Below are 25322 nucleotides of genomic sequence, written 5' to 3'. Positions count from 1 at the left end.
TGGGGGTTCCTTTGGAGCTTGCAGAGTACGGCAGGGCGATCGCGCGGGGGTGGTGGATCCTGCTGGTCTGCCTGCTGGCGGGACTCGGCGCGGCAACCCTCGTCACGGCCCGGACGGCGCCCGTGTACCAAAGCAGCGTCAAGTTCTTCGCCGTCACCCCCTCGGCAACGGGTCAATCGAGCCTGCAGTCCCAGGAGCTCTCGCGGAACCGCATCACCGCCTACGCCAACCTCGTCAAGAGCGAAGGCTTCCTCGGCCGGCTGGTCAGGGACAGCGGCACGGGCATCTTCGGCAAAGACCTCGCCGACAGCATCGGGGCGTCCGCGGACCGGGACACCCTGACACTCTCGGTCATCGTGAGCCAGCCGGAGCAGGCCAAGGCGTTCGCGATCGCCCGAGCGATCGCGAGCAACCTCGGCGGCGCGGCCGGCGAACTCGACACCGGCGGAGCAGTCACCAACCTGACGGTCGTGGCCGGACCCACGAACGATCCCGCCCCTGTTTCGCCCAAGGCGCCGTTGAACCTGGCTGTCGGGGCGCTCCTGGGCCTCGCCGCCGGCATCGCGATCCCGGTCGCCCGCCGGCTCTCCGACAAATCGCTGCGCACGGCGCAGGAGGTCGAGGACGCATCCGGGCTGCCGGTGCTGGCCCGCATCCCGCTCAGCACCGCCGACCGCCCGCCGGCCCGGATCCTGGACCAGGACAGGGGGACACTGCTGGACGAGGCCGGGCGCCGGCTCCGCACCAACATTGACCATTTTCCCGCCATGGGGCCAGCCGGCGTCGTCGCGGTGACGGCCGCCGGGAGCGGTGAAGGCAGCACCAGCGTGGCGCTGCTGCTGGCGCGGGCGTGGGCCGAAGCAGGCGAGCGGGTGCTGCTGGTGGAGGCGGGGTTGCGCTCGCCGCGGCTTGCCGCCGAGCTTGGCCTGGGGGCGGGCACGGGCCTCACCGATGTCCTGTCCGGACGGCTGCCGCTGGAGCAGGTCATCCAGCACACCGCCGTCGAAGGCCTTCACGCCATCGCGGCCGGCGGCGTGCCCCCGAACCCCACCGAACTGCTCGGCAGCCGGGCGCTGCCGGCCGCGCTTGCCGAACTGCGGGGAAGCTACGCCCGGGTGATCCTGGATGCCCCGGCCATGGAGCCCTACAGCGACGCCGCCGTGATCGCCGCCGCCGCTGACTGCACGGTGTTGGTGGTCCGGCACCGGAAGGTCACCCGGGACACGCTCCGGGCCGCGCTGCGCAATCTCGAGCTGGTAAACGGCACCGTCGCCGGCGTGGTGCTGAACGCCCTGCCGGGCCGCCTCGCGGAGGGCCGCCGCCGGTTCCTGGCCAAATTCCCGCCGGCGGCGAGCGCCCGGCCGCCGGCCCCGGGCCTCCCGCCGGGCTCGAAAGCCGGCAAACCGGTCGCGAGCGCGTCCCCCCGGCCTTAGGGGCGCATGCAATGGGCGGCGTACGGGACAGGAAACCGGGGCAGGTGGTCTGAATGCAGCTGGCACTCTGGATCGGGCTGTGCCTGGCCGCGGCGCTGGTGCTTCGGCGCCACGCCAGGGTGCTGATCGTCCTGGTGATCGGGCTGTGGATCCTGGTCCCCGCCGTCGGCGCCGCCGTGGTGACCGGTGTGGATGCCGGGCCCCTGGGCTTCCACCCGGCGACGTGGCTGGTCCTCTGCGCCTTCGCCGTCCGGATGCTGCATGACCCGTGGAGCGTCCAACAGGCGCTGGCCCGGCATTTCCTCCTGTTCCTGGTCCTCGCCGTGGTGGTCATCGCGGCGTTCCTCGCCTCCATCAGCACCAGCACCGCCGGCGGACTGGTGGTCCTGGTGGACCAGATCCTGATTCCGGTGCTGTTCTTCCTGCTCCTGCTCTCCGAGGCCAACCGGGGCGGCGGCCTCGTGGGGACCCTCCGCGGGTCGTTGCTGCTCTTTGTCGCGCTGGCCTGCCTGGCGGCCGTGCTGCAGTGGCAGGCGAAGGACGTGTTGTTCTACGGGTCCGGCTACAACACCCAGTATTGGTTTGAGCGGCAGTCGGGACGCTGGATGGGCACCCTGGACCAGCCCCTCGCCCTGTCGCTGGCGGTTTCGCTGGCCGCGCCGCTGGTGGCCGGCCTCCGGCACAAGGTCCTGCAGGCGGCGCTGCTGGTCCTGATGGTGGTCGGGAGCCTGATCACCCAGTCGAGGGTCGGTATCATCGCCGTCGCCGTCTCGGCGGTCACCGTCATACTCCTCGCGCAGGGACGGGCGTGGGTGAAGGCGGTGATGCTGGCGGGCATCGCCGGCGTCGGCGCCGCCGTCGTCTCGTCCCCGCTGATCGACGGCGTCACGGCCCGGCTGGCCAACGACTCCGGTTCCGCGCAGGCCCGCGAAGTCGCCCTGGACTATTTCCTGGCCCACTGGGACGACTACCTCCTCGGCGGCGGCGGAATCGGAACCAGCTTCAGGCTGGCCTTCCACGCCGGGCTGCAAAGCAGCCTGGAGAATCCGTTGCTGATGTACAGCGTCGACATCGGGATAGTCGCGGCCGGGCTCTACTTCGGCTCCATGCTGGTGCTCGTGGCCCGCCGCGGGTTCCGCCTGGGCTACCCCGGCCTGGCGCTGGCCGGGGTCATGGCCCTGGTGATTCCGCAGACCTACAGCTCGCTGGCCACGCGGTCAGCGGCCGGGATCCTGGTCTGGACCGTGCTGGCAATGGTGGTGATCGCCGGGGATGAACGCCGGGAGCGACTCCGGCGCGACCAGGCCGCGGCGGCCCTGGCAACCCCGCTTCCGGCCCGCCAGACGCCGGCCCGCCCCCGCCCGGCCGGTGCCGGGCCTGTCCCCGCGCGCACGGCGACCGCCGGCTGAGCGCGGAGCGCGCCGGGGAAGAACATGGGCGGATTGGGGGAAACTGCCGGCGGGTTTGACCGGCGCGCGTTCCTGGGCCTGGCAGCCGCCGGTGCGGTCCTCGGGGTGGCCGGCTGCGCTCCCTGCCCGGGCTCCGCGGGCAGTCCGCGGCCCGGCACCGGCATCCTTCCGGCAGCCACGGCGGCGGCCGCCTTCGTCGCCGAAGGCGCCGTTGCCGAACCCGGGACCACCGGACCGCACACCATCGGGACCCTGCTCTCGGCACCGCACTTCTTCGTCGCCCACCGCGGCTCGGGTGACAACTGGCCCGAGCACACCATGCGCGCGTACCGGCAGTCGGCAGACGCGGGCCTGAAAGCGATCGAAGTCTCCGTCTCCGCCACCGCCGACGGTGTGCTGGTCTGCCACCACGACCTGACCACGGCGCGGCTGACCGGCACCGCGCTGACCATTGCCACGTCCACCGCAGCATCGCTGGCCCAGCTGCGCAACGACGCCCGGCCGTGGCTGGGCCCGGCAACCCCGCTGGAACCGATCGCGCTGCTGACCGAAGTTTTGGATGCCTTCGCGGCCAGCCACGTGATCTTCCTGGAGGACAAACAAGGCACCAACGCGGAGCGGATCCTCGCCCTGCTGGAGGGCTACCCGGACGCGCGGCAGCATATTGTCTGGAAGCAGCCCGCGTCCTCGGCCGGCCATGCCCAGGCCGCCGCGGACGGCTACACCACCTGGGGCTACGTCACCCGGGCGGACTACCCCCGGCTCGCCGAACTGGTGCCGCTGGTGGACATGCTTGGCATCCACCACACGGCCCCCGAGGACCGGATCCTGGAAATGGTGGACTCCGGCAAACCCGTGATCGCCTGGGAGGTGCGCCGCCGGAGCGAACACCTGCGGCTGCGGGAACTCGGCGTCCGCGGGGTCATCTGCTCCAACATCCGGCACGTGCTGCACCAGGAGGCGCCGCGCACCGAGGACCGCTTCCCCGAGGGGCTGCGCGGAACCGGCGACGTGCCGTGGAAAGCGGACGGCGGATGGGACGAACAGCCCGGCTTCGCCGGCGGGTCGCTGCGCCTGTCCAACCGGGAACACGCCGGCTACCTGCTCGGGTCCATGGGCGGCGCTGTGGACGCCCCGGACTGGGAGCTCGCGTTCGAGCTGCGCTGGCCGGACGGGCTGCCCCCGGCCGGTGCGTCCGGCGGGGCGGGCCTGGCCTTCGGGCAGCCCACCGACGCGCCCTACCGGCGGGACCCCGGCCCGGGTGCGCCCGGCTACGAACTCGACGTCGGCGCCGGCGGGCGGATCACGCTCTCCCGCCGCGACCCAGGAGCGGCAACCGCCGTCGAACTAGCCGCCGGCGACAGCCCGGCACCGGCGCCGGGGGAGTGGCTGGCCTTTGTGGTGGCGGTGGCGCCGCACAGCCTCACGGTACAGCGGCTGGAGGGCGGAACCCCGCGGTGGAGTGTCCGTACGGACGACGCCCGCTACGGCGGCGCCTGGTTCTCGCTGCTGAAAAACTACGACGCCGGACCGCCGGTGGAGTTCCGCCGCGTGCGCCTGCGCGCCGCCGCCGGATCCGAACGTTGCGCGAACGTGGGATAATTAGGTCTAATCTGCGTGACGTAATAGGAGCAGGCCCCGCCGGGCGCCCCTGTTGCGCCGCAGCGACTGCCGATCCAGGAGTTCCGCCCATGGTTGCCACACCCGCCCATCTCCTCCGCTCAGCCACGGCGCTGGGCAACGAGGAGGTCTTGAGGATCCGCAACGACTTCCCCATCCTGGGCCGGTCCGTCAACGGGCACCCGCTGGTGTACCTGGATTCCGGCGCCACCTCGCAGAACCCGCTCAGCGTGCTGGAGGCGGAGCAGGAGTTCTACGAGCAGCGGAACTCCGCGGTGCACCGCGGCGCGCACTACCTCGCGGTGGAGGCCACCGAGGCCTTCGAGGATGCCCGGGAGACCGTGGCGGCCTTCATCGGCGCCGAGCCCGACGAACTCGTCTGGACCTCCAACGCCACCGAGGGACTGAATCTGCTCAGCTACTCCTTCCTGAACGCATCCCTGCCCGGCGCCCCGGCGGAGGCGGCCCGCTTCGCGCTCGCCGCCGGCGACGAGATCGTGGTCACCGAGATGGAGCACCACGCCAACCTGATTCCCTGGCAGCAGCTGGCCGAACGGACCGGCGCCACCCTGAAATTCATCCCGGTCGACGACGCCGGCGCCCTGGACCTCGACGCCGCCGCCCGGCTGATCGGCGGCCGCACCCGGGTGCTGGCCTTCACCCACGCCTCCAACGTCCTCGGCACCATCAACCCCGTGGCCGGGCTGGTATCCCTCGCCCGCGCCGCCGGCGCCCTGGTGGTGCTGGACGCCTGCCAGTCCGCCCCGCACCTGGCCTTGGACGTCAAGGCGCTGGACGTGGACTTCGCCGTCTTCTCCGGGCACAAAATGCTCGGCCCCACCGGGATCGGCGGCCTCTACGGGCGCTCGGAACTGCTCAACGCGATGCCGCCGTTCCTGACCGGCGGCTCCATGATCACCACCGTCACCATGGACCGCGCCGGATTCCTGCCCAGCCCGCAGCGCTTCGAGGCCGGCACACAGAAAATTTCGCAGGCCGTGGCGCTGGCCGCCGCCGCCAACTACCTGAGCGAGACCGGCCTCGACCGGATCCACGCCTGGGAGGCCGAACTGGGCCGCCGGCTGGTCGAAGGGCTGGAAGCCATCCCCGGGATCCGCGTGCTGGGCCCGGCCGCCGGCCAGGAGCGGATCGGCCTGGCCGCGTTCGACGTCGCCGGCGTGCACGCCCACGACGTCGGGCAGTTCCTCGACAGCCGCGGCATCGCCGTCCGGGTGGGCCACCACTGCGCCCAGCCGCTGCACCGCCGGCTCGGGCTCACGGCAAGCACCCGGGCCAGCACCTACCTGTACAACACCACCGACGACGTCGACGCGTTCCTCGACGCCGTCGCCGGTGTCCGCGGATACTTCCAAGCCTGAGGACGGCCCTGCATGAGTCTTGACCAGCTGTACCAACAGATCATCCTGGAGCATTCCAAGGCGCGCCACGGCAGCGGCCTGGCCGACGCCGGGGTGCCGGAGGGCGCCAGCAGCGGCCAGTCGCACCAGCTCAACCCCGTCTGCGGCGACGAGATCACGCTGCGGGTCTCCGTGGCCGGCGGCAAGGTCAGCGAACTGCGCTGGGACGGCGAGGGCTGCTCCATCTCGATGGCCTCCGCGTCGGTCCTGACGGACCTGGCCGAGGGCCTGGACCCGGCGGAGCTGCACCAAGTGATCGACAGTTTCCGCGAAGTGCTGCGCTCCCGCGGCAAGGTGCCGGCCGATCCGGAGATCCTCGGCGACGCGGCGGCCTTCGAAGGGGTGTCCCGGTACGCGGCCCGGGTGAAGTGCGCCATGCTCTCCTGGGTGGCCGCCGAGGACGCCCTGGGCCAGGCGGAGTCACACCAAGTCTCCGCGAACCAGGGCCCGGCTAAGTAGGGCCCGGCGGACTAGGGCCGGCCGAGGCCCTTGTAGGTCCAGCCCGCGGCGCGCCATTTCGCCGGATCCAGCACGTTCCGGCCGTCCAGGATCCGCGGTGCCGAGACCAGGGCCAGGGTGTGGTGCGGGTCCAGTTCGCGGTACTGCCGCCACTCCGTCAGCAGCAATACGGCGTCGGCTTTGTGCAGGGCCGCGTCCAGGTCCGGTTCCAGCGGCAGTTCCGGGAACCGCTTGGCGGCGTTGGCCAGCGCCTGCGGATCGGTCACGGTCACCACGGCGCCCTGGAGCTGCAGCTGGGCCGCGGCGCTCAGCGCGGGCGAGTCCCGGACGTCGTCGCTCTCGGGTTTGAAAGCGGCGCCCAGCACCGCGATCCGCTGCCCCATCAGGGAGCCGCCGCACAGTTCCCGGGTGAGCTCGACGACGCGGGTGCGGCGCCGCATGTTGATCGCATCCACCTCGCGCAGGAATGTCAGGGCCTGGTCCGCTCCCAGCTCGCCGGCGCGGGCCATAAACGCCCGGATGTCTTTGGGCAGGCAGCCGCCGCCGAAGCCGATCCCGGCGTTCAGGAACTTCCGGCCGATCCTCTCGTCCATGCCGATCGCGTCGGCCAGCCGGGTGACGTCAGCGCCGGTGGCCTCGCAGACCTCGGCCATCGCGTTGATGAACGAGATCTTGGTGGCGAGGAAGGAGTTCGCGGCGGCCTTGACCAGCTCGGCCGTGGCGTAATCGGTGATCAGCCGCCGCGTTCCCCCGGCCAGGGGCGTCGCGTAGACCCGGTCCAGGACGGCGACGGCGGGGTGGTCCTCGCGGCCGTCGGGAACGCCGTAGACGAAGCGGTCGGGGTTCAGGGTGTCCGTGACGGCATGGCCCTCGCGGAGGAATTCGGGGTTCCAGACCAGGGTGGCGCCCGGCTCCGTCTCCGCGAGCAGCTCGGCGAGCCGGGCGGCGGTCCCCACCGGCACCGTGGACTTGCCCGCGATCACGTCGCCGGGGGACACGTGGCCGGCCAGCGCCTCCACGGCCGCGTCGACAAAGCGTAAGTCCGCACCGTTCTCGCCCCGTTTCTGCGGGGTTCCCACGCAGATGAAGTGGACTTCCGCCCCGCGGGCGGCGGACATCTCGGTGGTGAACCGGAGCCGTCCGGATTCTTCGAGCTCGGACAGGAGTTCATCGAGCACGGGTTCGTAGAACGGGGCCCGTCCCCGGGAGAGCTGCTCCACCTTGTTCTCGTCGACGTCGATGCCGACCACCTCGTGGCCCAGTTTCGCCATGCACGCCGCGTGGACCGCGCCCAGGTAGCCGCAGCCGATAACCGAGATCCGCATTCCAAGGTCCTCCCGCCAAGGGTGTGATCACAGAGTACGTGCTGCCGCCCGGTTTCGGACAGGGCCGCGGCGGCGCATTATCGGCAGCGCAAGCAGGGCACCCAGGAGCGCACCGAGGGTGTTCGCCAGGACGTCGGCGAGGGTGGGGACGCGGGCCGGGAGGAAGAGGAACTGCGCGAGCTCAATGACGCAGGACGTGAGCAGGCCGGCCGCAGCACCCACCCACCAATAGCCGCGGCCGATGATCCAGGCCACGAGCGCGCCAAGCGGCACGAACAGCAGCACATTGGAGACGGATTCCACCAACACGTAGTCGACCCAGCCCGGCATCCCGCGGCGGTGCAGCGCCCGAAGCGCCCGGAGCAGGAGTCCGGCAATCGGCCGGTCCACCGGCTGCGGCCACAGGGCCACCCCGGCCAGCACCGCGACGTAGGCGAAGAGCCCCCAGCTGGCCACGCGATGGGGCCGCACAGGTATCCCCCTTCAGCAGCGGGCGGGCATTTTCCTGATTCTAGCCCCGCACCGCCGCCGTTTTAACCCAGCTGGCCCGCAGTTGTTGTCGTTCCGAGGAACGACAACAACTGCGGGCCAGGAAGGCGGGGAGACCCCGGTTAGCTCAGCAGGCCCGCGATCCCGATGGCCGCCGTCGCCGCGCCGAGCAGCATCGAGATGCTGACCAGCACCACGTGGACGGTGAGGAAGCGGGTGGCTTTGCCGCCGGCGTCGCGCGCCCGCGGGTCCTTCATGACCCGGCGCAGGAACTGCGGCCAGACGGCCAGGGACCAGACGCCGGCCACCACCAGCACGACGGCCAGGAACGCGGGGAGTTCCACCGGCTAGTGGCTTTCGAGCCAGGCCTGGGCCTGGGTGGACTGGATGTTGAGGGCCTTGCCGACCATCGGCTCGGCCGCGTCGGCGATCTTGCCGCCGAGCAGCGGCACCGAGGAGGTCACGGTGCCCTCCAGCTCGATCCGGGTGCTGCCGCCGTCGGCGACGAGGCGCTGCACGGCGTTGACGTCCAGGGGGGCGCCGGCGACCTTCAGCGAGATGCTGCTCTGGCGGGAGCCGTCGGCGGCCGGGGCCTCCCAGCTCTCCAGCTGCGTCACCTTGAGGCTCTCGCCGACGAACTTGCGGGCCAGGTCCGGCATCCGCGTGGTGGGGATGGTGCGGACGGTGGTGGTGTTGAAAGCGCCGGCCGGGTCGCCGTCGACGGCAAACGATTCAAGGGTTCCGCCGACGAGTTCGCTGGTGTGGCGCAGGAAGTCCTCGTTGACGAAAACCGCCGTAACGCTCTCAACGCTGTGCGGAAGGGTGGTGGATGCACTCAGGGCCATTGGGGGTCCTCCATGGGGTGGGACTGGTCGTTTCGGGCTCCCAACATCCTACGCGGTGGGACCGGCGGGTTTCGATTCGGCCGCCGCCCCTGTCTCCGCCTCTGTCCCTGCGAGGCGCTGGGCCGCCGCGGCGATATTCCGCGACATGGCGGGGAAAATCAGGCTGTGGAACGGCAGCACGGCGAGCCAGTAGAGCTTGCCGCTGAGCCCCTTCGGGAAGAAAATGGCCCGCTGCCGGTAGCGGCTGCCGGTGCCCTCCGGTTCCACCGACAGTTCCAGCCACGCCCGGCCGGGCGCCCGCATTTCGGCGCGCAGGCGGAGCAGCCGGCCGCGGTCGATCCGTTCGACCCGCCACCAGTCCACCACCTCGCCCTCGGCCAGCAGGTGCGGGTGCCGCCGGCCGCGTGCCAGCCCCGCGCCGCCGGTGAGCTTGTCCAGCCAGCCGCGCACGCTCCAGGCCAGCGGCAGCGAATACCAGCCGTTGCCGCCGCCGATGCCCTCGATGACCGTCCAGACGTACTTCGGGTCCACCGCGCTGGAGTAGCTGCGTTCGTCCACGTAGACGCGGTGGCCGGCCCAGTCCGGGTCGCTCGGGAGCGGATCGGCGTCGGCTCCGGCGTTGGCCCACGTGGTCTCCACCTGGCCGTCGCGTTCCTTGCCCAGCGCCAGGGCCACCGCGCGCCGGTAGGGGGTGAGTCCGCCCTCGGGCAAGGGGATGAAGGCATCGATGTCATGCTCCCGCGAGACGGCGTCGTGCTGCAGCGACTCCACCAGGGGCAGCGACATGGACAGCGGAATCGGGGTGGTCAGTGCCACCCACATTCCGGCAAGCTTGGGGGCGGGGATGGGCAGCGCCAGCACCACCCGGTGGGGCAGCCCGGCCTCCGCGGCGTACTCCTGCATCATGCCGGCGTAGCTGAGCACCTGCCGGGAGCCGATGTCGAAAGTCCGGTTGATCGGGCCTTCCAGCGCCGCGGCCCCGACGAGGTAGTGCAGCACGTCCCGCACCGCGATGGCCTCGATCTTGTTCCGCACCCAGCTCGGGGCCGGCATCAGGGGCAGCGTCTCGGACAGGTGCCGGATCATCTCGAACGACGCCGAGCCGGAGCCGATCACCACGCCCGCCTGGAACACCACCGCATCGACCGGGCTGTCGAGGAAGACCTTGCCCACGGCCTCGCGGGAGCGCATGTGGGTGGAGAGCTCGGCGCCGGCGGGGTGCAGTCCGCCGAGGTAGACAATCCGCCCGACGCCGGCCCCGGCGGCAGCCCGCGCCGCCGTCGCCGCCATGGCCTTTTCCTTGGCCTCAAACCCGGACCCGCCCGCCATCGAGTGGACGAGGTAGTAGAGCACGTCGACGCCCTCAAGCGCCTCCCGCAGCGCCTCGGCGTCGTCGAGGCTGCTCTGGACGACGTCGACGTCGTCCAGCCACGGGACGCCGGCGATCTTCGCCGGGGTGCGGACCAGGACCTTCACCCGGTGCCCGGCCTCGAGCAGCCGGGGAACCAGCCGGCCGCCGATGTAGCCGGTGGCGCCGGTGACGAGCACCGTCTTCGCGTGTCCGGCCTGGGGGATGCCGTTCATGGGTGGCTCCTTCTCGTTGCGGATACAAGCCATTCGGAACGCCGAACCCGCCGGACTGGGACCCGTCCAGCTTAGCCCCGGGTGCCGCCCCGATGCCGGGTCGCGGTAGGCTGGAAGTACCCGGGATTCTTGCGAATTTCGGGTATTCGTGTTGCCTGCATGCCCGTGATCACTTCAGGAGTTCCAGCCATGAGCCTCAACGGCCCCTCTCTCGCCGGCCTGCGGCGCGCCCTCGCCGAGGACAAGACCTTCGCCCGCGTGCAGGCCGAAGCGTCCCGTCCGTTCAAGGTGCGCAGCGAGGACTACCAGCTCAGCGCCCCGGCCGGGCTGCGGGCCGCGCTGCTCGCGGAGATGGCCGACGGGCTCGCGTCCGACGGCGGCGCTGCCGACGGCGGCGCCACGCCGGTGGTGCTGGCGGTCACCGCCACGGGCCGCGAGGCCGAGGACCTGGCCGCCGCCCTGCGCGCCTTCCTACCGCCCGAGGCGGTCGCCGAGTTCCCCAGCTGGGAGACCCTGCCGCACGAGCGGCTCTCGCCGCGCTCGGACACGGTGGGCCGCCGGCTCTCGGTGCTGCGCCGCCTCGCCCACCCGGAAACCGCCGGCGGTGCCCTGCGCGTGGTGGTCGCCCCGGTCCGCGCTGTGGTGCAGCCGATCGTGGCCGGCCTGGGCGAGCTGGTCCCGGTGACCCTCACGGTGGGCCAGGACGCCCCGTTCGGCGACGTCGTGAAGAGCCTCGCCGGCGCCGCGTACGCCCGGGTGGACATGGTCACCCGGCGCGGCGAATTCGCGGTCCGCGGCGGCATGCTGGATGTCTTCCCGCCCACCGAGGACCACCCGATCCGGGTGGAGTTCTTCGGCGACGAGGTCGAGCAGATGCGCTGGTTCGCCGTCGCCGACCAGCGCTCGCTGACGGCCCCGGGCGTGCACCACCCCACCGAACTGCACGCCCCGCCCTGCCGCGAAATCCTGATCACGCCCTCGGTCATGTCCCGGGCCGCCACGCTGAAATCCCAGCTGCCGGCCGCGGCGGACATGCTGGAGAAGATCGCCGGCGGCATCGCCGTCGAGGGCATGGAGTCCCTGGCCCCGGTGCTGGTCGATTCCATGGTGCCGTTCCTGGACCAGTTCCCGGCCGGCTCCATCTCGGTGGTGATCGAGCCCGAAAAGGTCCGCACCCGCGCCCACGACCTCGCCGCCACCAACGAGGAGTTCCTTGAGGCGGCCTGGTCCACGGCGTCCGACGGCGGTACGGCACCTTTGGATCTGAGCGCCGCCGCCTCCGCGGCGCTGCATTCGGCGAGCTTCCGTTCGCTGGGCGAGACCCGCTCCACCGCGCTCGAGCACGGCGTGTCCTGGTGGTCCATCAGCTCGCTCGCCAGCGACGAGGAGCTGCTGCCCGAGATCGACGTGCTGAACCTGCACGCCCGCGAACCGCGGGGCTACCAGGGCGACGTGGCGGAGATGATGGACTTCATCGGCTCGCACGTGCGCGAGCAGTGGCGGATCGTTGTCGCCACCGAGGGCCCCGGCCCGGCGCAGCGCCTGGCCGAGCTCTTCCACGACAATGACATCCCCTGCGCCCGGGTGGAGTCCCTGGACGCGGAGCCGCAGCCGGGCCTGATCGAGGTGACCACCGCCGCCGTCGGCCGCGGGTTTGTCCTGGACACGCTGAAGCTGGCCCTGCTCACCGAGGCGGACCTGCTGGGCCGCACCTCCGCCGGGTCCACCAAGGACATGCGCCGGATGCCGTCCAAGCGGCGCAACGCGGTGGACCCGCTGCAGCTGCTGGCCGGGGACTTTGTGGTGCACGAACAGCACGGCATCGGCCGGTTCGTGGAGCTGATCCAGCGCAAGGTCGCGGGCGGGGGAGACGGGGTCCGCGAATACCTGGTGCTCGAATACGCGCCGTCCAAGCGCGGCGCCCCGGGCGACCGGCTCTTTGTGCCCACCGACCAGCTGGACCAGGTCACCCGGTACGTCGGCGGCGACACCCCGGTGCTGAGCAAGATGGGCGGCTCGGACTGGGCCAGCACCAAGTCCAAGGCGCGCAAGGCCGTCAAGGAGATCGCCGGTGAACTGATCCGGCTGTACTCGGCCCGGATGGCCTCCCGCGGCCACGCCTTCGGCCCGGACACCCCGTGGCAGCGCGAACTCGAAGAGGCCTTCCCCTACGTGGAGACCCCGGACCAGCTCACCACCATCAACGAGGTGAAGGCGGACATGGAGCGGGAGATCCCGATGGACCGCCTGGTCTCCGGCGACGTCGGCTACGGCAAGACCGAGATCGCGGTCCGCGCGGCGTTCAAGGCGGTCCAGGACGGCAAGCAGGTCGCGGTGCTCGTGCCTACCACCCTGCTGGCGCAGCAGCACTACGAGACCTTCACCGAACGCTTCTCCGGCTTCCCGCTGCGGGTCAAGCCGCTGTCCCGCTTCCAGGGCGCCAAGGAGGCCAAGGAGACGGCCGAGGGCGTGAAAAGCGGCGCCGTGGACGTGGTGATCGGCACCCACCGGCTGCTGTCCAAGGACTTCGCGTTCAAGGACCTGGGCCTGGTGATCGTGGACGAGGAGCAGCGCTTCGGCGTCGAACACAAGGAAGCGCTGAAGAAGATGCGCACCAACGTGGACGTCCTGGCCATGAGCGCCACCCCGATCCCGCGCACCCTGGAGATGTCGCTGACCGGCATCCGGGAGACCTCCACCCTGGCCACCCCGCCGGAGGAGCGGCACCCGGTGCTGACCTACGTGGGCCCGTACACGGACAAGCAGACCTCGGCCGCGATCCGGCGCGAGCTGATGCGCGAGGGACAGGTCTTCTTTGTCCACAACCGGGTCTCCACGATTGACCGGACCGCAGCGAAGATCCGCGAACTGGTCCCGGAGGCCCGCGTGGAGGTGGCGCACGGCAAGATGTCCGAGGGCCGCCTGGAGCAGATCATCGTGGACTTCTGGGAGAAGCGCTTCGACGTGCTGGTCTGCACCACCATCATCGAGACCGGCCTGGACATTTCCAACGCCAACACCCTGATCGTGGACGGCGCGGACAATTACGGGCTCTCCCAGCTGCACCAGCTGCGCGGACGGGTGGGCCGCGGCCGGGAGCGGGCCTACGCCTACTTCCTGTACCCCTCGGAAAAACCGCTGGGCGAGGTGGCGCTGGAACGGCTCAAGGCGGTCGCGACGCACAACGAGCTCGGCGCCGGCATGCAGCTGGCCATGAAGGACCTTGAGATCCGCGGCGCCGGCAACCTGCTGGGCGGGGAACAGTCCGGTCACATCCAGGGCGTCGGCTTCGACCTGTACATCCGGCTGGTAGGCGAGGCCGTGGCGGATTACCGCGGCGAGGCCGAGGAGAAGGCCGCCGAGATGAAGATCGAGCTGCCGGTCAACGCGCACCTGCCGCACGACTACGTGCCCGGCGAGCGGCTGCGCCTGGAGGCGTACCGGAAGCTGGCCGCCTCGCTCAGCAACGAGGCGATCGACGAGGTCGAAGCCGAACTCGTGGACCGCTACGGCGAGCTGCCGCTGCCGGCCTTGAACCTCGTCGCCGTGGCCCGGTTCCGGGTGGGCGCACGCGAGGCCGGCCTCACCGACGTCGCGCTGCAAGGCAACTTCATCAAGTTCTCGCCCGCCCAGCTCCCGGAGTCCAAGCTGATGCGCCTGGCCCGGATGTACCCCGGCGCGCAGGCCAAGCCGGCCCTGGACGCGGTGCTGATCCCCAAGCCCAAGACGGCACGGATCGGCGGCCGGGACCTGCAGGACGCCGAGATCCTGGCCTGGGCCAACACCGTGATCGAGGCGATTTTCTCCGACGTCCCGCTTTCCGTGGGCTAGCCCGTGATGGGAGGACACCACGCCGCGTCCGGGGCCGCGGCGTGGGTGGCTATTGCCTCGAGCGGGCCGTACACGCTGGGCTGGTACCCGCTGGACGCCACCGGGATCCTGATCGGCGGGATGGCGACGGCGGGCACGGCCCTGGTCTGCGACTGGGACCACCGCTCGTCCACGGTGGCGCACGCCCTGCCGCCGCTGTCGAACCTGATCGCCGTCGGGATCGAGAACGCCTCCGGCGGCCACCGCCAGGGCACCCACTCGGTCCTGGGCGCGGCGTTCTTCGTGCTGCTCGCGGCCATGGCCGGGCAGCTCCAGCTGCAGACCAACTGGGGCCTGCTGTCCGTGGGCGCCGGGCTGCTGTGCATGTTCATGATCAACATCGCCGCGAAGGCGCTGAAGCTGTTTCCGAAGTACGGCTGGATCAGCAACTGGATTTTCGCCCTGGCCATGGCGTCGCTGGTGACCTGGTTCGCGCCGCACCAGTGGTCCTGGCTGCCGGTGTCCATGCTCGCCGGCGTCATCGTGCACATCGTCGGGGACATGATCACCACCGGGGGAGTGCCGCTGCTCTGGCCGCTGGTGGTCAAGCCGCCGAAGTTCCTGCGCAAACTGCCGCTGGTCAAGGACGTCTGGAGGGCCAACGGCGCGTTTTCCATCCCGCTGCTGGGCCGCGCCGGGTCGCGGCGGGAATGGCTGGTGCTGATCCCGGTCAGCGCCTACGCCATGGTCGGCATGATCTCCGCCGCCGTGGTCCTCGCCAAGGTGCACTTCCCGGCCGCCCTCGCGCTGGGCACCGCCCTGGTCAACCGCCTGCTCGCCGCCGTCGGGGGCTAGGGCGCCGACGTCGCCGCGGCGTCGGCGACGTCGGACGGGCACTTTCCGCTACGGTTTCGGACCGGCGCGGCCCGGGCCCGGGGTGCCTTGGTCCGAAACCGCCGCGTTTTTCCGGAACCGGCGTCTTAGATTGCGGAATAGCGCCTGGCTCTCGCCGGCGGAGCCCCGGCGGCTCAGAGTCGTCCGGGGATCCGAGCGGCCGGGCCGCGTCCGTCCGGGGCTGCTTTGGCGCCTGCCTGGGCCTTTCGGTCTCTGCCCGGCGGCGTGTCCGTGTCAAAGTGCCCCCGGTACGCAGCTCCCCGGCGACAAGGGGCACCTAACTCGGCCCGCCCGACGTCGGAGGCCAGCGCCGCGGGAGCCGCCACGACGGCGGCGTCGCACTTTCCGCTACGGTTTCGGACTGGCGCGGCCCGGGCCCGGGGTGCATTGGTCCGAAACCGCCGCCCTGGTCCGAAACCGCCGCCCGGTTCCGGAAACGTAGCGCTTTTCCGGAACCGGCCGCTTAAACGACTGAGGCCCCGGGATAACCCGGGGCCTCAGCGAAGCGGTATTAGTTCTCGCCCGCGGAATCCGAGCGGCCCGTGATGGTCTGCGGGATCCAGAACGCCAGGGCGAACAGGCCCAGGCAGGCGGCCATCGGCCAGGGGTTGCCCAGGCTGAGGAAGGACAGGGAGTACAGGGCGCCGAAGAACAGGGCCATCATCAGGACAAACAGCACGACGCTGGATGCCAGGCTGTTCTCGCCCTGCGGGGTCTTGGTGGTGTTGCTGGACATTCGTTCCTCCTCGGCCCCGCGGGGCTCAAAAACTGTGGCGGCAGCGGCTGTTACCGGGAGCGGTCAGTACGCGGACGAACCCTGTTCACCCTTGACGATCGCGATTCCGGAGCTGGCGCCAATACGTGTTGCACCTGCAGTAATCATAGCCTGCGCGTCGGCGAGGGACCGCACGCCGCCCGAGGCCTTGACACCGAGTCCCGTACCCACCGTGCGGCGCATCAGGGCGACGTCCTCCACGGTGGCCCCGCCGCCGTTGAAGCCGGTGGAGGTCTTCACGAAGTCTGCCCCGGCCTCGACGGCGGCCTCGCAGGCGAGGACCTTCTGGGCATCCTCGAGCAGCGCCGTCTCGATGATGACCTTCAGGATGGCGCCGCCGGCGTGGACCGACTCGGCCACGGCCCGGATGTCGTCCACCAGGGCACCCTTGTCGTTGGCGCGCGCGGCGGCGATGTTGATCACCATGTCGATCTCGTCTGCACCGTCCAGGACCGCGCCGCGGGCTTCGAACGCCTTGACGTCGCTCGGGGTGGCGCCCAGCGGGAACCCGATCACGGAGCAGGTCAGCACGCCGGAACCCTTGAGCGCGGTCTTGACGGTTCTGACCCAGATGGGGTTCACGCAGACGGACTTGAAGTGGTACTCGGCCGCCTCGGCGCAGACCTTCAGGACCTCGGCCTCACTGGCCTCCGGCTTGAGCAGGGTGTGGTCGATGTACGAGGCAATGGTGCCGGCGGTGGTGTCGGTGCCGGCAGCCGTGCCGTCCGTGGTGGCTTCGTTGCTCATGGTGGTCCCTTTCCTGGCGGGCCTGGTTCGTGGCCGGCCCGGCCTGCTGACACGGCGTATGTCGTGGCTTCTCAGTGAACCATCTTGCCATAACGCCACCGGCGCCCGCGGGCCCTACGCCGCCTGCGGGAGCGGCGCGGACAGGGAAGCCTGGAGCAGGTGGGAGGCGCAGACACCGGCGGCGGATCCGGCCGCCACCAGCAGGCCGAGCCGGACGCCGTCGTACGCCGCGGCGTCGCCGATCGCCCAGATCCCGGGCACCGAGGTGCGGTAGTCCGTGCCCACCACGATCCCGCCCTGCGGGGCGGTGGCCAGGCCGGCGGTGTGGGCCAGGCTGTCGCGGGAGACGCGCTCTTCGGCGAGGACCACCAGGTCCCCGCTCATCCGGGCGCCGTCCTCGAAGACAATGCCGGCGGCCGGCAGGGCGGAGCCGGCGAGGGTGGGGACGACGGCGGCCGGGCGCAGCGTGGTCCGGACCGGCCGGACTCCGCGGGCCCGCAGCACGGCTTCGGCCTGGCCCGCGGCCGTGCCGGTGCCCACCAGGATGCCCAGCGGCCGGCGGCCGAGGACCCGGGTGACGTCCTTGACGGCTTCGCCGAGCCGGGTGGCGTCGTCGATCGTGGAGTAGCTCAGGCAACGGACCGCTCCCTCGATCGGGGCCAGGGCCGGCGCCGAACCGGTGGCGATCACCAGCTGGTCGTAGCTGAACTCGAGGCCGTCCGCCGTGGTGACCCGCCGGTCCGCGGCGTCGATGAAGCTGGCCGGCTGACCGAAACGCACCGAGACCTGGGGCAGGGCGGCGAGCTCCAGCAGTTCCTCCGGGGCGTCGTCGCGGTTGCTGAGCACCGTGATGCCGCCGGCGAACGGGGTGCGGGTGAGCTGGCGGACCAGCGCCTGCGCCGCCGGACCGGCGCCGGCGATCACGATCCGGGGCCGGGTCTGCGGTGTGGCGGAGACGGTGGAGATGGCGGCGGCTTCCGTAACGGACATGTGCTGGCCCTTTCGCTGGTGGGCCGGTGGATGTGGCCCGTGTTCTTGATGTTCCCCAGCGTAGGGGGCGGGTTTTTCGGGCAGGTTACCGTGTTGTTGCGGTATTTTCCCGGCCCGTTCGCCAGTTGTTACCAGCTGGTAATGCCGTGGGTCACACCCGGATCCGGTAGCCGCGCTTCACCACCGTTTCCACCAGGGCCCCGTCCGGCAGGGCGGACCGGAGCCGGCTGACGGTCATGTCCAGGGCGTGGACCGAGCCGCGCAGTTCCAGCAGGTCCGAGAGCGCCTCGCGGGAGAGCACGGCACCGCCGGCACCCAGCAGCGCCCGGAGCAGCAGCAGCGGCGCCGGGGCAAGTTCCACGGCCTCGCCGTCGATCCGCAGCGAGCGGCCGCGCAGCTCCACCGCGCCCGAGGCGGTGTCCAGGCGCCGCACGTGGTTCAGGGCCAGGTGTTCGACGACCAGCCGGATCAGGGCGCCCATCCGGAACCGTTCCGGGACCAGCGGCTGCACTCCGGCGTCGAGGAGCGGCTGGGCGGTGATGGGTCCGACGACGGCGGTGGCCACCGTGGTCTTGAGGCTCTGCACGAGCTGCTTGTAGAGGCCCATCTCGTGCGCGATGCTCCACAGCGCGTCGACGGCGGGGGCGGACGTGAACGTCAGGACGTCCAGGTTGCCGCCGCACGCGGCCTCGATCAGCTTCGGCAGCCGGTCCGCGCCGTCGGGCTTGACCCAGCGGTAGGGCGTGACCGTCATAACGTTCGCGCCGGACATCCGCAGACGCTCCAGCTGGCGGACGTCGGTGTAGCCGTGGAGCTGCACCGCGACGGTCTTGCCGCGCACCCCTTCGGCCAGCAGCATGTCCACCAGGGTGGCCGTGGTTTCGTCGCTGCTGATCCCGACGTCGGCCAGTCCCGCCGCGCGCACGGCGCCGCGGGCCTTGGGGCCGCGGACGAACATCCGGGTGGCGCCGAGGGTTTCCAGCAGCTGCTCGCCGATGCCGAAGGTGTCCGCCGCCTCGCACCACCGGCGCATGCCGTAGGCGGTGGTGGCGATGCACAGCTCCGGCCGGGCCTCGATGATGGCGCGGGTGTCCTCGATCAGCCGCAGGTCCTCCTGGACCGGGGCGATCTTCAGCGCCGGGGCGTGCAGCACCTCGGCGCCGCGTCGTTCCAGGGCCTCGATCAGGTCCTGCGAGCGGCGGTGCGAGGTGACCCCGATCCGGAAGCCTTCCAGCGGCAGCTCGGCTGCGGCCTCTTCGGCGGCGCCCGTGGCCGAGGGGGCCGTGGCGCCCGCGGCCGTGGGCGTCGGCGCGGCGGCGGGCGCGGCGGGGGCGGCGGTGTTGAGTGCGCTCACGTCGCTCACGCCCCCATCAGGGACGCTGCGAGGCGGTCGAGTTCGGCTTCGGCTTCCGCGCAGCCCCGGTTGGCTTCCGCCACCCTGACCACCTCGCCGATCACCATCACGGCGGGGTTGCTGCAGTCCGCGGCCGCGCTCGTGATGGTGCCAAGGTCCGCGATGGTGGTCCGCTGGCCGGGGCGGTAGCCGCGTTCGACCACGGCCATCGGCATGTCCGCGCGCATCCCGGCCCGGCGAAGGCCGGCGGCGAGCTGGTGCAGCGTGCCGATGCCCATCAGCACCACAATCGTCCCGCCCAGGCCGGCCAGGTGCGTGTGTTCCTGCTCTGTCAGCGGGGCGTGGCCGGAGACCACGGTGAACAGTCGGCTGACGTCGCGGTGCGTGACCGGAATCCCGGCGGCGGCCGGGACGGAGATGGCGCTGGTGACGCCGGAGATCACGCGGACGGGCACGCCGGCCTTGACGCAGGCGGCCACCTCTTCGCCGCCGCGGCCAAAGACGTACGGGTCCCCGCCCTTGAGCCGGACCACGTTGTTGCCGGCCAGCGCGGCCTCCACCATGAGCTTTTCGATCCCGGACTGGCTGACCTTGTGGTGGCCCGGCTGTTTGCCCACGTCCACCAGCTCCGCTGAGGTCAGGGACGGCAGGTCCTGGTACGGGGCGAGCCGGTCGTAGAAGACGACGTCGGCGTCGCGCAGGGCAGCCACGGCGGCGACGGTGAGCAGTTCGGTGGTTCCGGGGCCGCCGCCCACCAGGGTCACGTGGCCGGCGGGGCCCGCGGCGGGCTCCACGGCCACCGGGATGCCGGTGTCCCGGCAGCGCCCTAGCAGGGCCTCCCAGCCCGGTTGTCCGTCATCGACGGCGGCGACCAGGAAGGGGCGCTCCGGCAGCGGCCCGTCGTGCGGTCCGCCCTGCGGGGAGCTGAGCCGGGCGACGACGGCGCCGGCGGCCCGGTAGCGGCGGACGGCCTGGCGGGCGGCGGTGTCGGCGCCCGTGACCAGGACGTCCCGGCCGGTCAGGTCAATGGTGAGCTGCATGGCTAAACCTCGCTCTCGTTGCTGGACCGGACCGGGATGGATGCGCCGATCAGCACCGGTTGCCGGCCGGCGGCTTTTTCTTCGGCGGTGGCGGGGCGCATCTGGCCGCGCTCGTCGGGGACGAAGTTGATGGAGTCGTCCCGCTGGTCCGGGGCGTTGACGAACGAGCGGAAGCGGCGCAGGCGCTCTGGATCCCTCAGGGTGTCTGCCCATTCGTCGACGTAGGTGTCCACGTGCTTGGCCATAGCTGCCTCAAGGTCCGCGGCGATGCCGAGGCTGTCGTGCACCACCACATCCGCCACGTGCTTGATGCCGCCGTCGAGCTCCTCCTGCCAGCGGGCGGTGCGCTGCAGCCGGTCGGCGGTCCGGATGTAGTACATAAAGTAGCGGTCGATGTACCTGATCAGGGTTTCGTCGTCGAGGTCTTTCGCCAGCAGTTGCGCGTGCGCCGGGGTGGCCCCGCCGTTGCCGCCGACGTAGAGGTTCCAGCCGTCGGCGGTGGCGATCACGCCGACGTCCTTGCCCCGGGCCTCGGCGCATTCGCGGGCGCAGCCGGAGACGCCCATCTTCAACTTGTGCGGGCTGCGCAGTCCCCGGTAGCGCAGCTCCAGGGCGATGGCCATCGCCACCGAGTCCTGCACGCCGAAGCGGCACCAGGTGGAGCCGACGCAGGATTTCACGGTGCGCAGGCTCTTGCCGTAGGCCTGGCCGGACTCGAACCCGGCGTCCACCAGTTCCTTCCAGATCTCCGGCAGCTGCTCCAGCCGGGCACCGAACATGTCGATCCGCTGCCCGCCGGTGATCTTGGTGTACAGGCCGTACTTTTCCGCGACCGCGGCGATCACACCGAGCTTCTTCGGGGTGATCTCCCCGCCGGCGATGCGCGGGACCACCGAGTAGGTGCCGTCCTTCTGCATGTTGGCCAGGGCGCGGTCGTTGGTGTCCTGCAGGGTGCCGCGGCCGGCGTCCAGGACGTAGGCGCTGTTCTGGCTGGCCAGGATGTTGGCGATGGTCGGCTTGCAGATGTCGCAGCCATCCCCGGTGCCGTACCGGGCCATGACCTGCTCGAAGGAGTCCAGTTCCAGGACCCGGATGGATTCGAAGAGTTCCTGGCGGGAGAGTTCGATGTGTTCGCAGAGGGCCCTGGAGACCTCGACGCCGGACTTGGTGAGCTCGGTTTCGAGCAGCTTCTTGAGCATGGGCACGCAGGACCCGCAGCTGGTGCCGGCGCGGGTGCAGCCCTTGAGTTCACCGAGTTCCTGGACCGGCGCGTTGCCGTCGCAGGCGCCGCAACCGTTGATGGCGTCGCGGATGGATCCGGCCGTGACGTTGTTGCAGGAACACAGGATGGCGTCGTCCGGGAGTTCGGTGTCTGGTACGTCACCGCCGCCGGCCGCGGTGAGGTAGGCGCCGGGCTCGGCCGGGAGTTCGCGGCCCAGCAGGGGGCGCAGGGAGGTGTAGGGGGCCGCGTCGCCGACGAAGATGCCGCCGAGGAGGGTCTTGGCGTCGTCGGTGGTGACGATCTTCTGGTAGACGCCGCGGGCGGGGTCGGCGTAGACGATTTCGAGGGCGTGTTCGGTGCGGGCGAAGGCGTCGCCGAAGCTGGCGACGTCGACGCCGGAGAGCTTGAGCTTGGTGGCGGTATCGAAACCGGGGAAGGTCGCGGCGCCGCCGTGCAGCCGGTCCGCGACGATTTCGGCCATCGTGTTGGCCGGGGCCACGAGGCCCAGACACATGCCGCCGAAGTTGGCGACCTCGCCGATCGCCCAGATGCCGGGGACCTGCGTGGCGCAGCCGTCGGAGATGACGACGCCGCCGCGCGGGCCGAGCTCGAACAGCTGGTCCCCGGCCGGGCCGAAGGATTCGTTGGCGGCGCGGAACAGCTCGTCGCGCGGCTTCACGCCGATCGCGACGATCACGAGGTCGGCGTCGATGATCCGGCCGTCGGCCATCAGCACGCCGGTGACCTGTCCGTCGTCGTCGGCGAGGACCTCGGAGGGGAAGACGCCGCCGTGGACGGTGAAGCCCTTGGCCTCGATCAGCCGGCCCAAGGCCTGCCCGGCGCCCTCGTCCAGCTGGGTGTTCATCAGCCAGGGGGAGCCGTTGATCACGATCGGGGTGGCGCCGAGCTGCTCGGTGCCGGCCGCGGATTCCAGGCCCAGCAGCCCGCCGCCGATGGTGACGGCGTTGACCTTGCGGCCCAGCTTCTCAGTGAGGGCCGCGATCGCCTGATTGATGGCCCGGACATCCTCCAAGGTGCGGTAGACGTGGGTGAGTTCGGCGCCGGGGATGGGCAGGCGGGCAGCGTCCGAGCCGGTGGCGACCACCAGTTCGTCGTAGGGGTAGACGGTGCCGGCCGCGGTCTGCACGGTTTTGGCGGCGGCGTCGAGGCCGGTGACGCGCTCGCCGGTCACCAGGTTCAGGGCTGAGTGGTCCCACATCGAGGCGGTGCCGAGGGTGAGGTCGACGTCGGCGTCGGTGAGGGCCCTGCTGAGCGCGACGCGGTCGTAGGGCAGATGCGCTTCCTCGGTGAGGACGGTGACCTGCCAGCCGTCCAGCCCGCGGGCATGCATGGCCTCGGCGAAGCGGTGCGCTGCGGGTCCGCCGCCGGCGACGACGACGCGGCGGGAGTTCTGCCCCGAGGCGTCAGTGGGACTAGCGTTTTCGGGGCTGGCGGTCTGTCCGGTCACGGGTGGCCTTTCGTTGGGCCGCAGGCGGTGCGCTGCAACGGTTCGATCCAGCTGCGGTGATCCACCCGGTTCATTAGTTCGGTTCATGAGCCCGGGGGATCAGCTGGTCCGTTCAGCCTAAGGACCGGCAGTTTCGCTTCAGTTTCCCTTTTGTTTCGTGATCTTAACTTCTGCATCACGGCTGCGTTTCCGGCGGCGTGAGGTCTCTTTTACCGGCCGGACACATTGGCCGCACGCTGTTGAAACACCCCGGTCCTAGCGTGGGGTTGTGGCCGCAGCGGTGGCCGCGAAACTTCTGAGAGGGGCCATCATGACTGCCGTACTGGAGAGCGCAGCCCGCAGCTTTGTGGAGCGCACCGCGGGCGCCGGACCCGCGTGGCACCGGGTCTGCGCCGTCGAGGACCTGGAGCCGGGCTGGGGTGAGGCCGCGCTCATCGCGGGCCGCCAGGTGGCGCTGTTCCGCACCGCCACAGGCGGCGTGTTCGCGGTGGAACAGGCCGATCCTGCCACCGGGGCGCACGTGATGGCCCGCGGCATCACGGGTTCCCGCGGAACCCGCCCCACCCTGGCCTCACCGCTGCACAAGGAGGTCTACGACCTCGGCACGGGGGAGTGCCTGGGCAACCCGGAGCTGCGCCTGGGCACCTACGCCGCCCGGGTCGCGGACGGCTTCGTCGAGGTGGAGCTCTAGAGCCCCAGCGCTTCGCGCACGTCGGCCAGGACGCCGTCCAGGGCCGCCCGGGCCTCGAGCCGCGCCTGCGGCAGTTCGGCGGCGGACCCCACGCTGCGGATCACCTCGAGGTAGCACTTGAGCTTCGGCTCGGTGCCGCTGGGGCGGATGATGACACGGGTGCCGTCCTTGGTCAGGTACAGCAGGCCGTCGGTGGGCGGGAGCTGTTCGCTGCCCTCGGCCAGGTCCGCGGCCGTCTCGACGGCGGAGCCGCCGAAGGAGTCCGGCGGGCTGACCCGCAGCCGGTTCATCATGGCGTCCAGCAGGCCCAGGTCGGCCACCCGGATGCTGAGCTGGTCACTCGCGTGCAGCCCGTGCACCAGGTAGAGCTCGTCCAGCGTGTCGAAGATGGTCTTGCCCTCGGACTTCGCGGCCGCGGCGAGTTCGGCGATCAACACGGCGGCCGAAATCCCGTCCTTGTCGCGCACCAGCGAGGGTGCGACACAGTAGCCCAGCGCCTCCTCGTAGCCGTAGAGCAGGCCCGGCACCCGGGCGATCCACTTGAACCCGGTGAGGGTTTCCTCGTGCGCATACCCGGCGGCGGCGGCAATGCGGGCCAGCAGCCGGGAGGAGACGATCGAATTCGCGAACACGCCCTCCGCCGCACCGGCGCCGGCGGCCAGCCGCGCCACGACGTGCGCCCCGAGCAGGGCGCCCACCTCGTCCCCGCGGAGCATCCGCCAGGCGCCGGAGTCCGGGTCCTTCGCGGCGACGGCGGCGCGGTCGGCGTCGGGGTCGTTGGCGATCACAATGTCCGCGTCCACCCGGGCCGCGGTTTCCAGCGCGAGGTCCAGGGCGCCGGGCTCCTCCGGGTTCGGGAAGTTCACGGTGGGGAAGTCCGGGTTCGGCTCGGCCTGCTCGGCGACCAGCGTGACGCCGGCGAAGCCCGCGGCGTTGAGCACGGCCACGGCCGTTTCCCCGCCCACGCCGTGCATGGGGGTCAGGACGATCTGCAGGTCCCGCGCGGGGAAGCGGTCCGCGGCGGCGAGGGCGGCGACGGCGGCCTCATAGTCGGCCGCGATCGACGGATCCAGCACCGTCCATCCCTCCGGTGCCAGCGCGATCGAGTCCAGGGCGCCGACGGCGTCGATCTCCGCCGCGATCAGCGCGTCGTAGGGCGCGACGATCTGGGCGCCGCGGCCGCTTTCCTCGACGGCATGCCGGCCCAGGTACACCTTGTAGCCGTTGTCCGGCGGCGGGTTGTGGCTGGCCGTGACCATCACGCCGCCGTCGCAGTCCAGGGCGCGGACCGCATAGGCGAGCAGCGGGGTGGGCAGCGCGGCGGGCATCAGGAACGTTTCGATGCCGGCGGCGGTGAAAATCGCGGCCGTCTCTGCCGCGAAGATGTCGGAGTTGTAGCGGGCGTCATAGCCGACGACGGCGCGCGGCCGGGTTCCCGGCGCAGCCTTGCCGACGGCGCCGGTGAGGAAGGCGGCGAGGCCGGAGGCGGCGCGGCGCACCACCACGCGGTTCATCCGGTTCGGGCCGGCGCCGAGGGCTGCCCGCAGTCCCGCGGTGCCGAACTGGAGGGTGCCGTTGAAGCTGTCGGCCAGCTCCTGCCGGGCTCCGGGCGCGCCCTCGTCGGCGAGGCGGACCAGCTCGGTCAGGGCGGCGGCGGTTGCGGGGTCCGGGTCCTGGGCGGCCCAGGTGCGGGCGTCGCTCAACAGTTGGGTCAAGGCGGCATCGGAAGACGTCATGGGTACCAAACTA

Annotated in this window: 20 protein-coding genes, 1 tRNA gene and 1 pseudogene; 8 read left to right on the top strand and 14 right to left on the bottom strand. The window is 71.3% G+C overall.

Annotated features, from left to right (window positions below; translation table 11 throughout):
- Positions 1-11: 11 nt before the first annotated feature.
- The 5 genes from AC6I9V_RS03640 to sufU all read left to right on the top strand — a co-directional run bounded on the left by AC6I9V_RS03640 (position 12) and on the right by sufU (position 6339).
- Complete coding sequence (locus tag AC6I9V_RS03640) at positions 12-1433, top strand: tyrosine-protein kinase domain-containing protein (protein ID WP_497898378.1); 1422 nt, start codon at positions 12-14, stop codon at positions 1431-1433.
- A 53-nt stretch (positions 1434-1486) separates the two neighbouring features.
- Positions 1487-2842, top strand: a complete 1356-nt coding sequence (locus AC6I9V_RS03635; protein ID WP_497898377.1) for an O-antigen ligase family protein — start codon at positions 1487-1489, stop codon at positions 2840-2842.
- 33 nt (positions 2843-2875) lie between these two features.
- Entirely contained in the window at positions 2876-4444 is a 1569-nt protein-coding gene (locus tag AC6I9V_RS03630; RefSeq protein ID WP_497898376.1) for a glycerophosphodiester phosphodiesterase, read from the top strand.
- A gap of 89 nt (positions 4445-4533) precedes the next feature.
- Positions 4534-5841: a SufS family cysteine desulfurase gene (locus tag AC6I9V_RS03625; protein ID WP_497898375.1), complete on the top strand. Its 1308-nt coding sequence runs from the start codon at positions 4534-4536 to the stop codon at positions 5839-5841.
- Positions 5842-5853: 12 nt separating this feature from the next.
- On the top strand, positions 5854-6339 hold the full coding sequence (gene sufU / locus AC6I9V_RS03620) for a Fe-S cluster assembly sulfur transfer protein SufU (RefSeq protein WP_497898374.1): 486 nt from the start codon (positions 5854-5856) through the stop codon (positions 6337-6339).
- Between the two features lie 11 nt (positions 6340-6350).
- Here the strand turns inward: sufU and AC6I9V_RS03615 are convergent, their stop codons facing one another.
- The 5 genes from AC6I9V_RS03615 to AC6I9V_RS03595 all read right to left on the bottom strand — a co-directional run bounded on the left by AC6I9V_RS03615 (position 6351) and on the right by AC6I9V_RS03595 (position 10582).
- The gene (locus tag AC6I9V_RS03615) at positions 6351-7664 is read right to left on the bottom strand and encodes a UDP-glucose dehydrogenase family protein (protein ID WP_497898373.1); all 1314 of its coding nucleotides are present in this window, start codon (positions 7662-7664) and stop codon (positions 6351-6353) included.
- 27 nt (positions 7665-7691) lie between these two features.
- Complete coding sequence (locus tag AC6I9V_RS03610; RefSeq protein WP_497898372.1) at positions 7692-8135, bottom strand: VanZ family protein; 444 nt, start codon at positions 8133-8135, stop codon at positions 7692-7694.
- Positions 8136-8275: 140 nt separating this feature from the next.
- Positions 8276-8497, bottom strand: a complete 222-nt coding sequence (locus AC6I9V_RS03605) for an SCO4848 family membrane protein (protein WP_497898371.1) — start codon at positions 8495-8497, stop codon at positions 8276-8278.
- A gap of 3 nt (positions 8498-8500) precedes the next feature.
- Positions 8501-8998: a DUF2505 domain-containing protein gene (locus AC6I9V_RS03600; RefSeq protein WP_349412560.1), complete on the bottom strand. Its 498-nt coding sequence runs from the start codon at positions 8996-8998 to the stop codon at positions 8501-8503.
- Positions 8999-9046: 48 nt separating this feature from the next.
- Positions 9047-10582 (bottom strand): SDR family oxidoreductase, encoded by a 1536-nt coding sequence (locus AC6I9V_RS03595; protein ID WP_497898370.1) that lies wholly within the window; start codon positions 10580-10582, stop codon positions 9047-9049.
- Between the two features lie 189 nt (positions 10583-10771).
- Here AC6I9V_RS03595 and mfd point away from each other — a divergent pair, with 189 nt between their 5' ends.
- Positions 10772-14413 (top strand): transcription-repair coupling factor, encoded by a 3642-nt coding sequence (gene mfd / locus AC6I9V_RS03590; protein ID WP_497898369.1) that lies wholly within the window; start codon positions 10772-10774, stop codon positions 14411-14413.
- Between the two features lie 6 nt (positions 14414-14419).
- Positions 14420-15247: a metal-dependent hydrolase gene (locus AC6I9V_RS03585; protein WP_497898368.1), complete on the top strand. Its 828-nt coding sequence runs from the start codon at positions 14420-14422 to the stop codon at positions 15245-15247.
- Between the two features lie 550 nt (positions 15248-15797).
- On the opposite strand, the gene AC6I9V_RS03580 is transcribed toward AC6I9V_RS03585, so the two are convergent.
- The 8 genes and pseudogenes from AC6I9V_RS03580 to AC6I9V_RS03545 form a co-directional block, all read right to left on the bottom strand.
- On the bottom strand, positions 15798-16022 hold the full coding sequence (locus AC6I9V_RS03580; RefSeq protein WP_349412564.1) for a hypothetical protein: 225 nt from the start codon (positions 16020-16022) through the stop codon (positions 15798-15800).
- A gap of 63 nt (positions 16023-16085) precedes the next feature.
- Positions 16086-16808: a deoxyribose-phosphate aldolase gene (deoC, locus tag AC6I9V_RS03575; protein ID WP_497898367.1), complete on the bottom strand. Its 723-nt coding sequence runs from the start codon at positions 16806-16808 to the stop codon at positions 16086-16088.
- A gap of 114 nt (positions 16809-16922) precedes the next feature.
- Complete coding sequence (locus AC6I9V_RS03570; protein WP_497898366.1) at positions 16923-17798, bottom strand: FAD-dependent oxidoreductase; 876 nt, start codon at positions 17796-17798, stop codon at positions 16923-16925.
- A gap of 151 nt (positions 17799-17949) precedes the next feature.
- On the bottom strand, positions 17950-19152 hold the full coding sequence (locus tag AC6I9V_RS03565) for a uroporphyrinogen-III synthase (protein WP_497900244.1): 1203 nt from the start codon (positions 19150-19152) through the stop codon (positions 17950-17952).
- 5 nt (positions 19153-19157) lie between these two features.
- On the bottom strand, positions 19158-20192 hold the full coding sequence (gene cobA / locus AC6I9V_RS03560; protein WP_497898365.1) for a uroporphyrinogen-III C-methyltransferase: 1035 nt from the start codon (positions 20190-20192) through the stop codon (positions 19158-19160).
- A 2-nt stretch (positions 20193-20194) separates the two neighbouring features.
- Positions 20195-20923 carry a hypothetical protein gene (locus AC6I9V_RS03555; RefSeq protein WP_497900243.1) on the bottom strand — a complete coding sequence of 243 codons (729 nt, stop codon included), beginning with the start codon at positions 20921-20923 and terminating at the stop codon, positions 20195-20197.
- A tRNA-OTHER gene (locus AC6I9V_RS03550) sits at positions 20892-21011 on the bottom strand. The genes AC6I9V_RS03555 and AC6I9V_RS03550 overlap by 32 nt, the downstream gene beginning before the upstream one ends.
- Positions 20981-22765 (bottom strand): annotated as a pseudogene (locus AC6I9V_RS03545) (FAD-dependent oxidoreductase); the annotation flags it as partial. The pseudogene AC6I9V_RS03545 and the gene AC6I9V_RS03550, both read right to left, overlap by 31 nt.
- Before the next feature lie 427 nt (positions 22766-23192).
- Here AC6I9V_RS03545 and nirD point away from each other — a divergent pair.
- The gene (gene nirD, locus AC6I9V_RS03540) at positions 23193-23573 is read left to right on the top strand and encodes a nitrite reductase small subunit NirD (protein ID WP_349412570.1); all 381 of its coding nucleotides are present in this window, start codon (positions 23193-23195) and stop codon (positions 23571-23573) included.
- On the opposite strand, the gene AC6I9V_RS03535 is transcribed toward nirD, so the two are convergent.
- The gene (locus AC6I9V_RS03535; protein WP_349412571.1) at positions 23570-25309 is read right to left on the bottom strand and encodes a phospho-sugar mutase; all 1740 of its coding nucleotides are present in this window, start codon (positions 25307-25309) and stop codon (positions 23570-23572) included. The two genes, nirD and AC6I9V_RS03535, sit on opposite strands and share 4 nt — an antisense overlap.
- Between the last annotated feature and the right edge of the window lie 13 nt (positions 25310-25322).

The organism is Arthrobacter sp. SlRoot2-15, from assembly GCF_059739345.1.
This window is presented reverse-complemented; position numbering and strand designations above follow the sequence as displayed.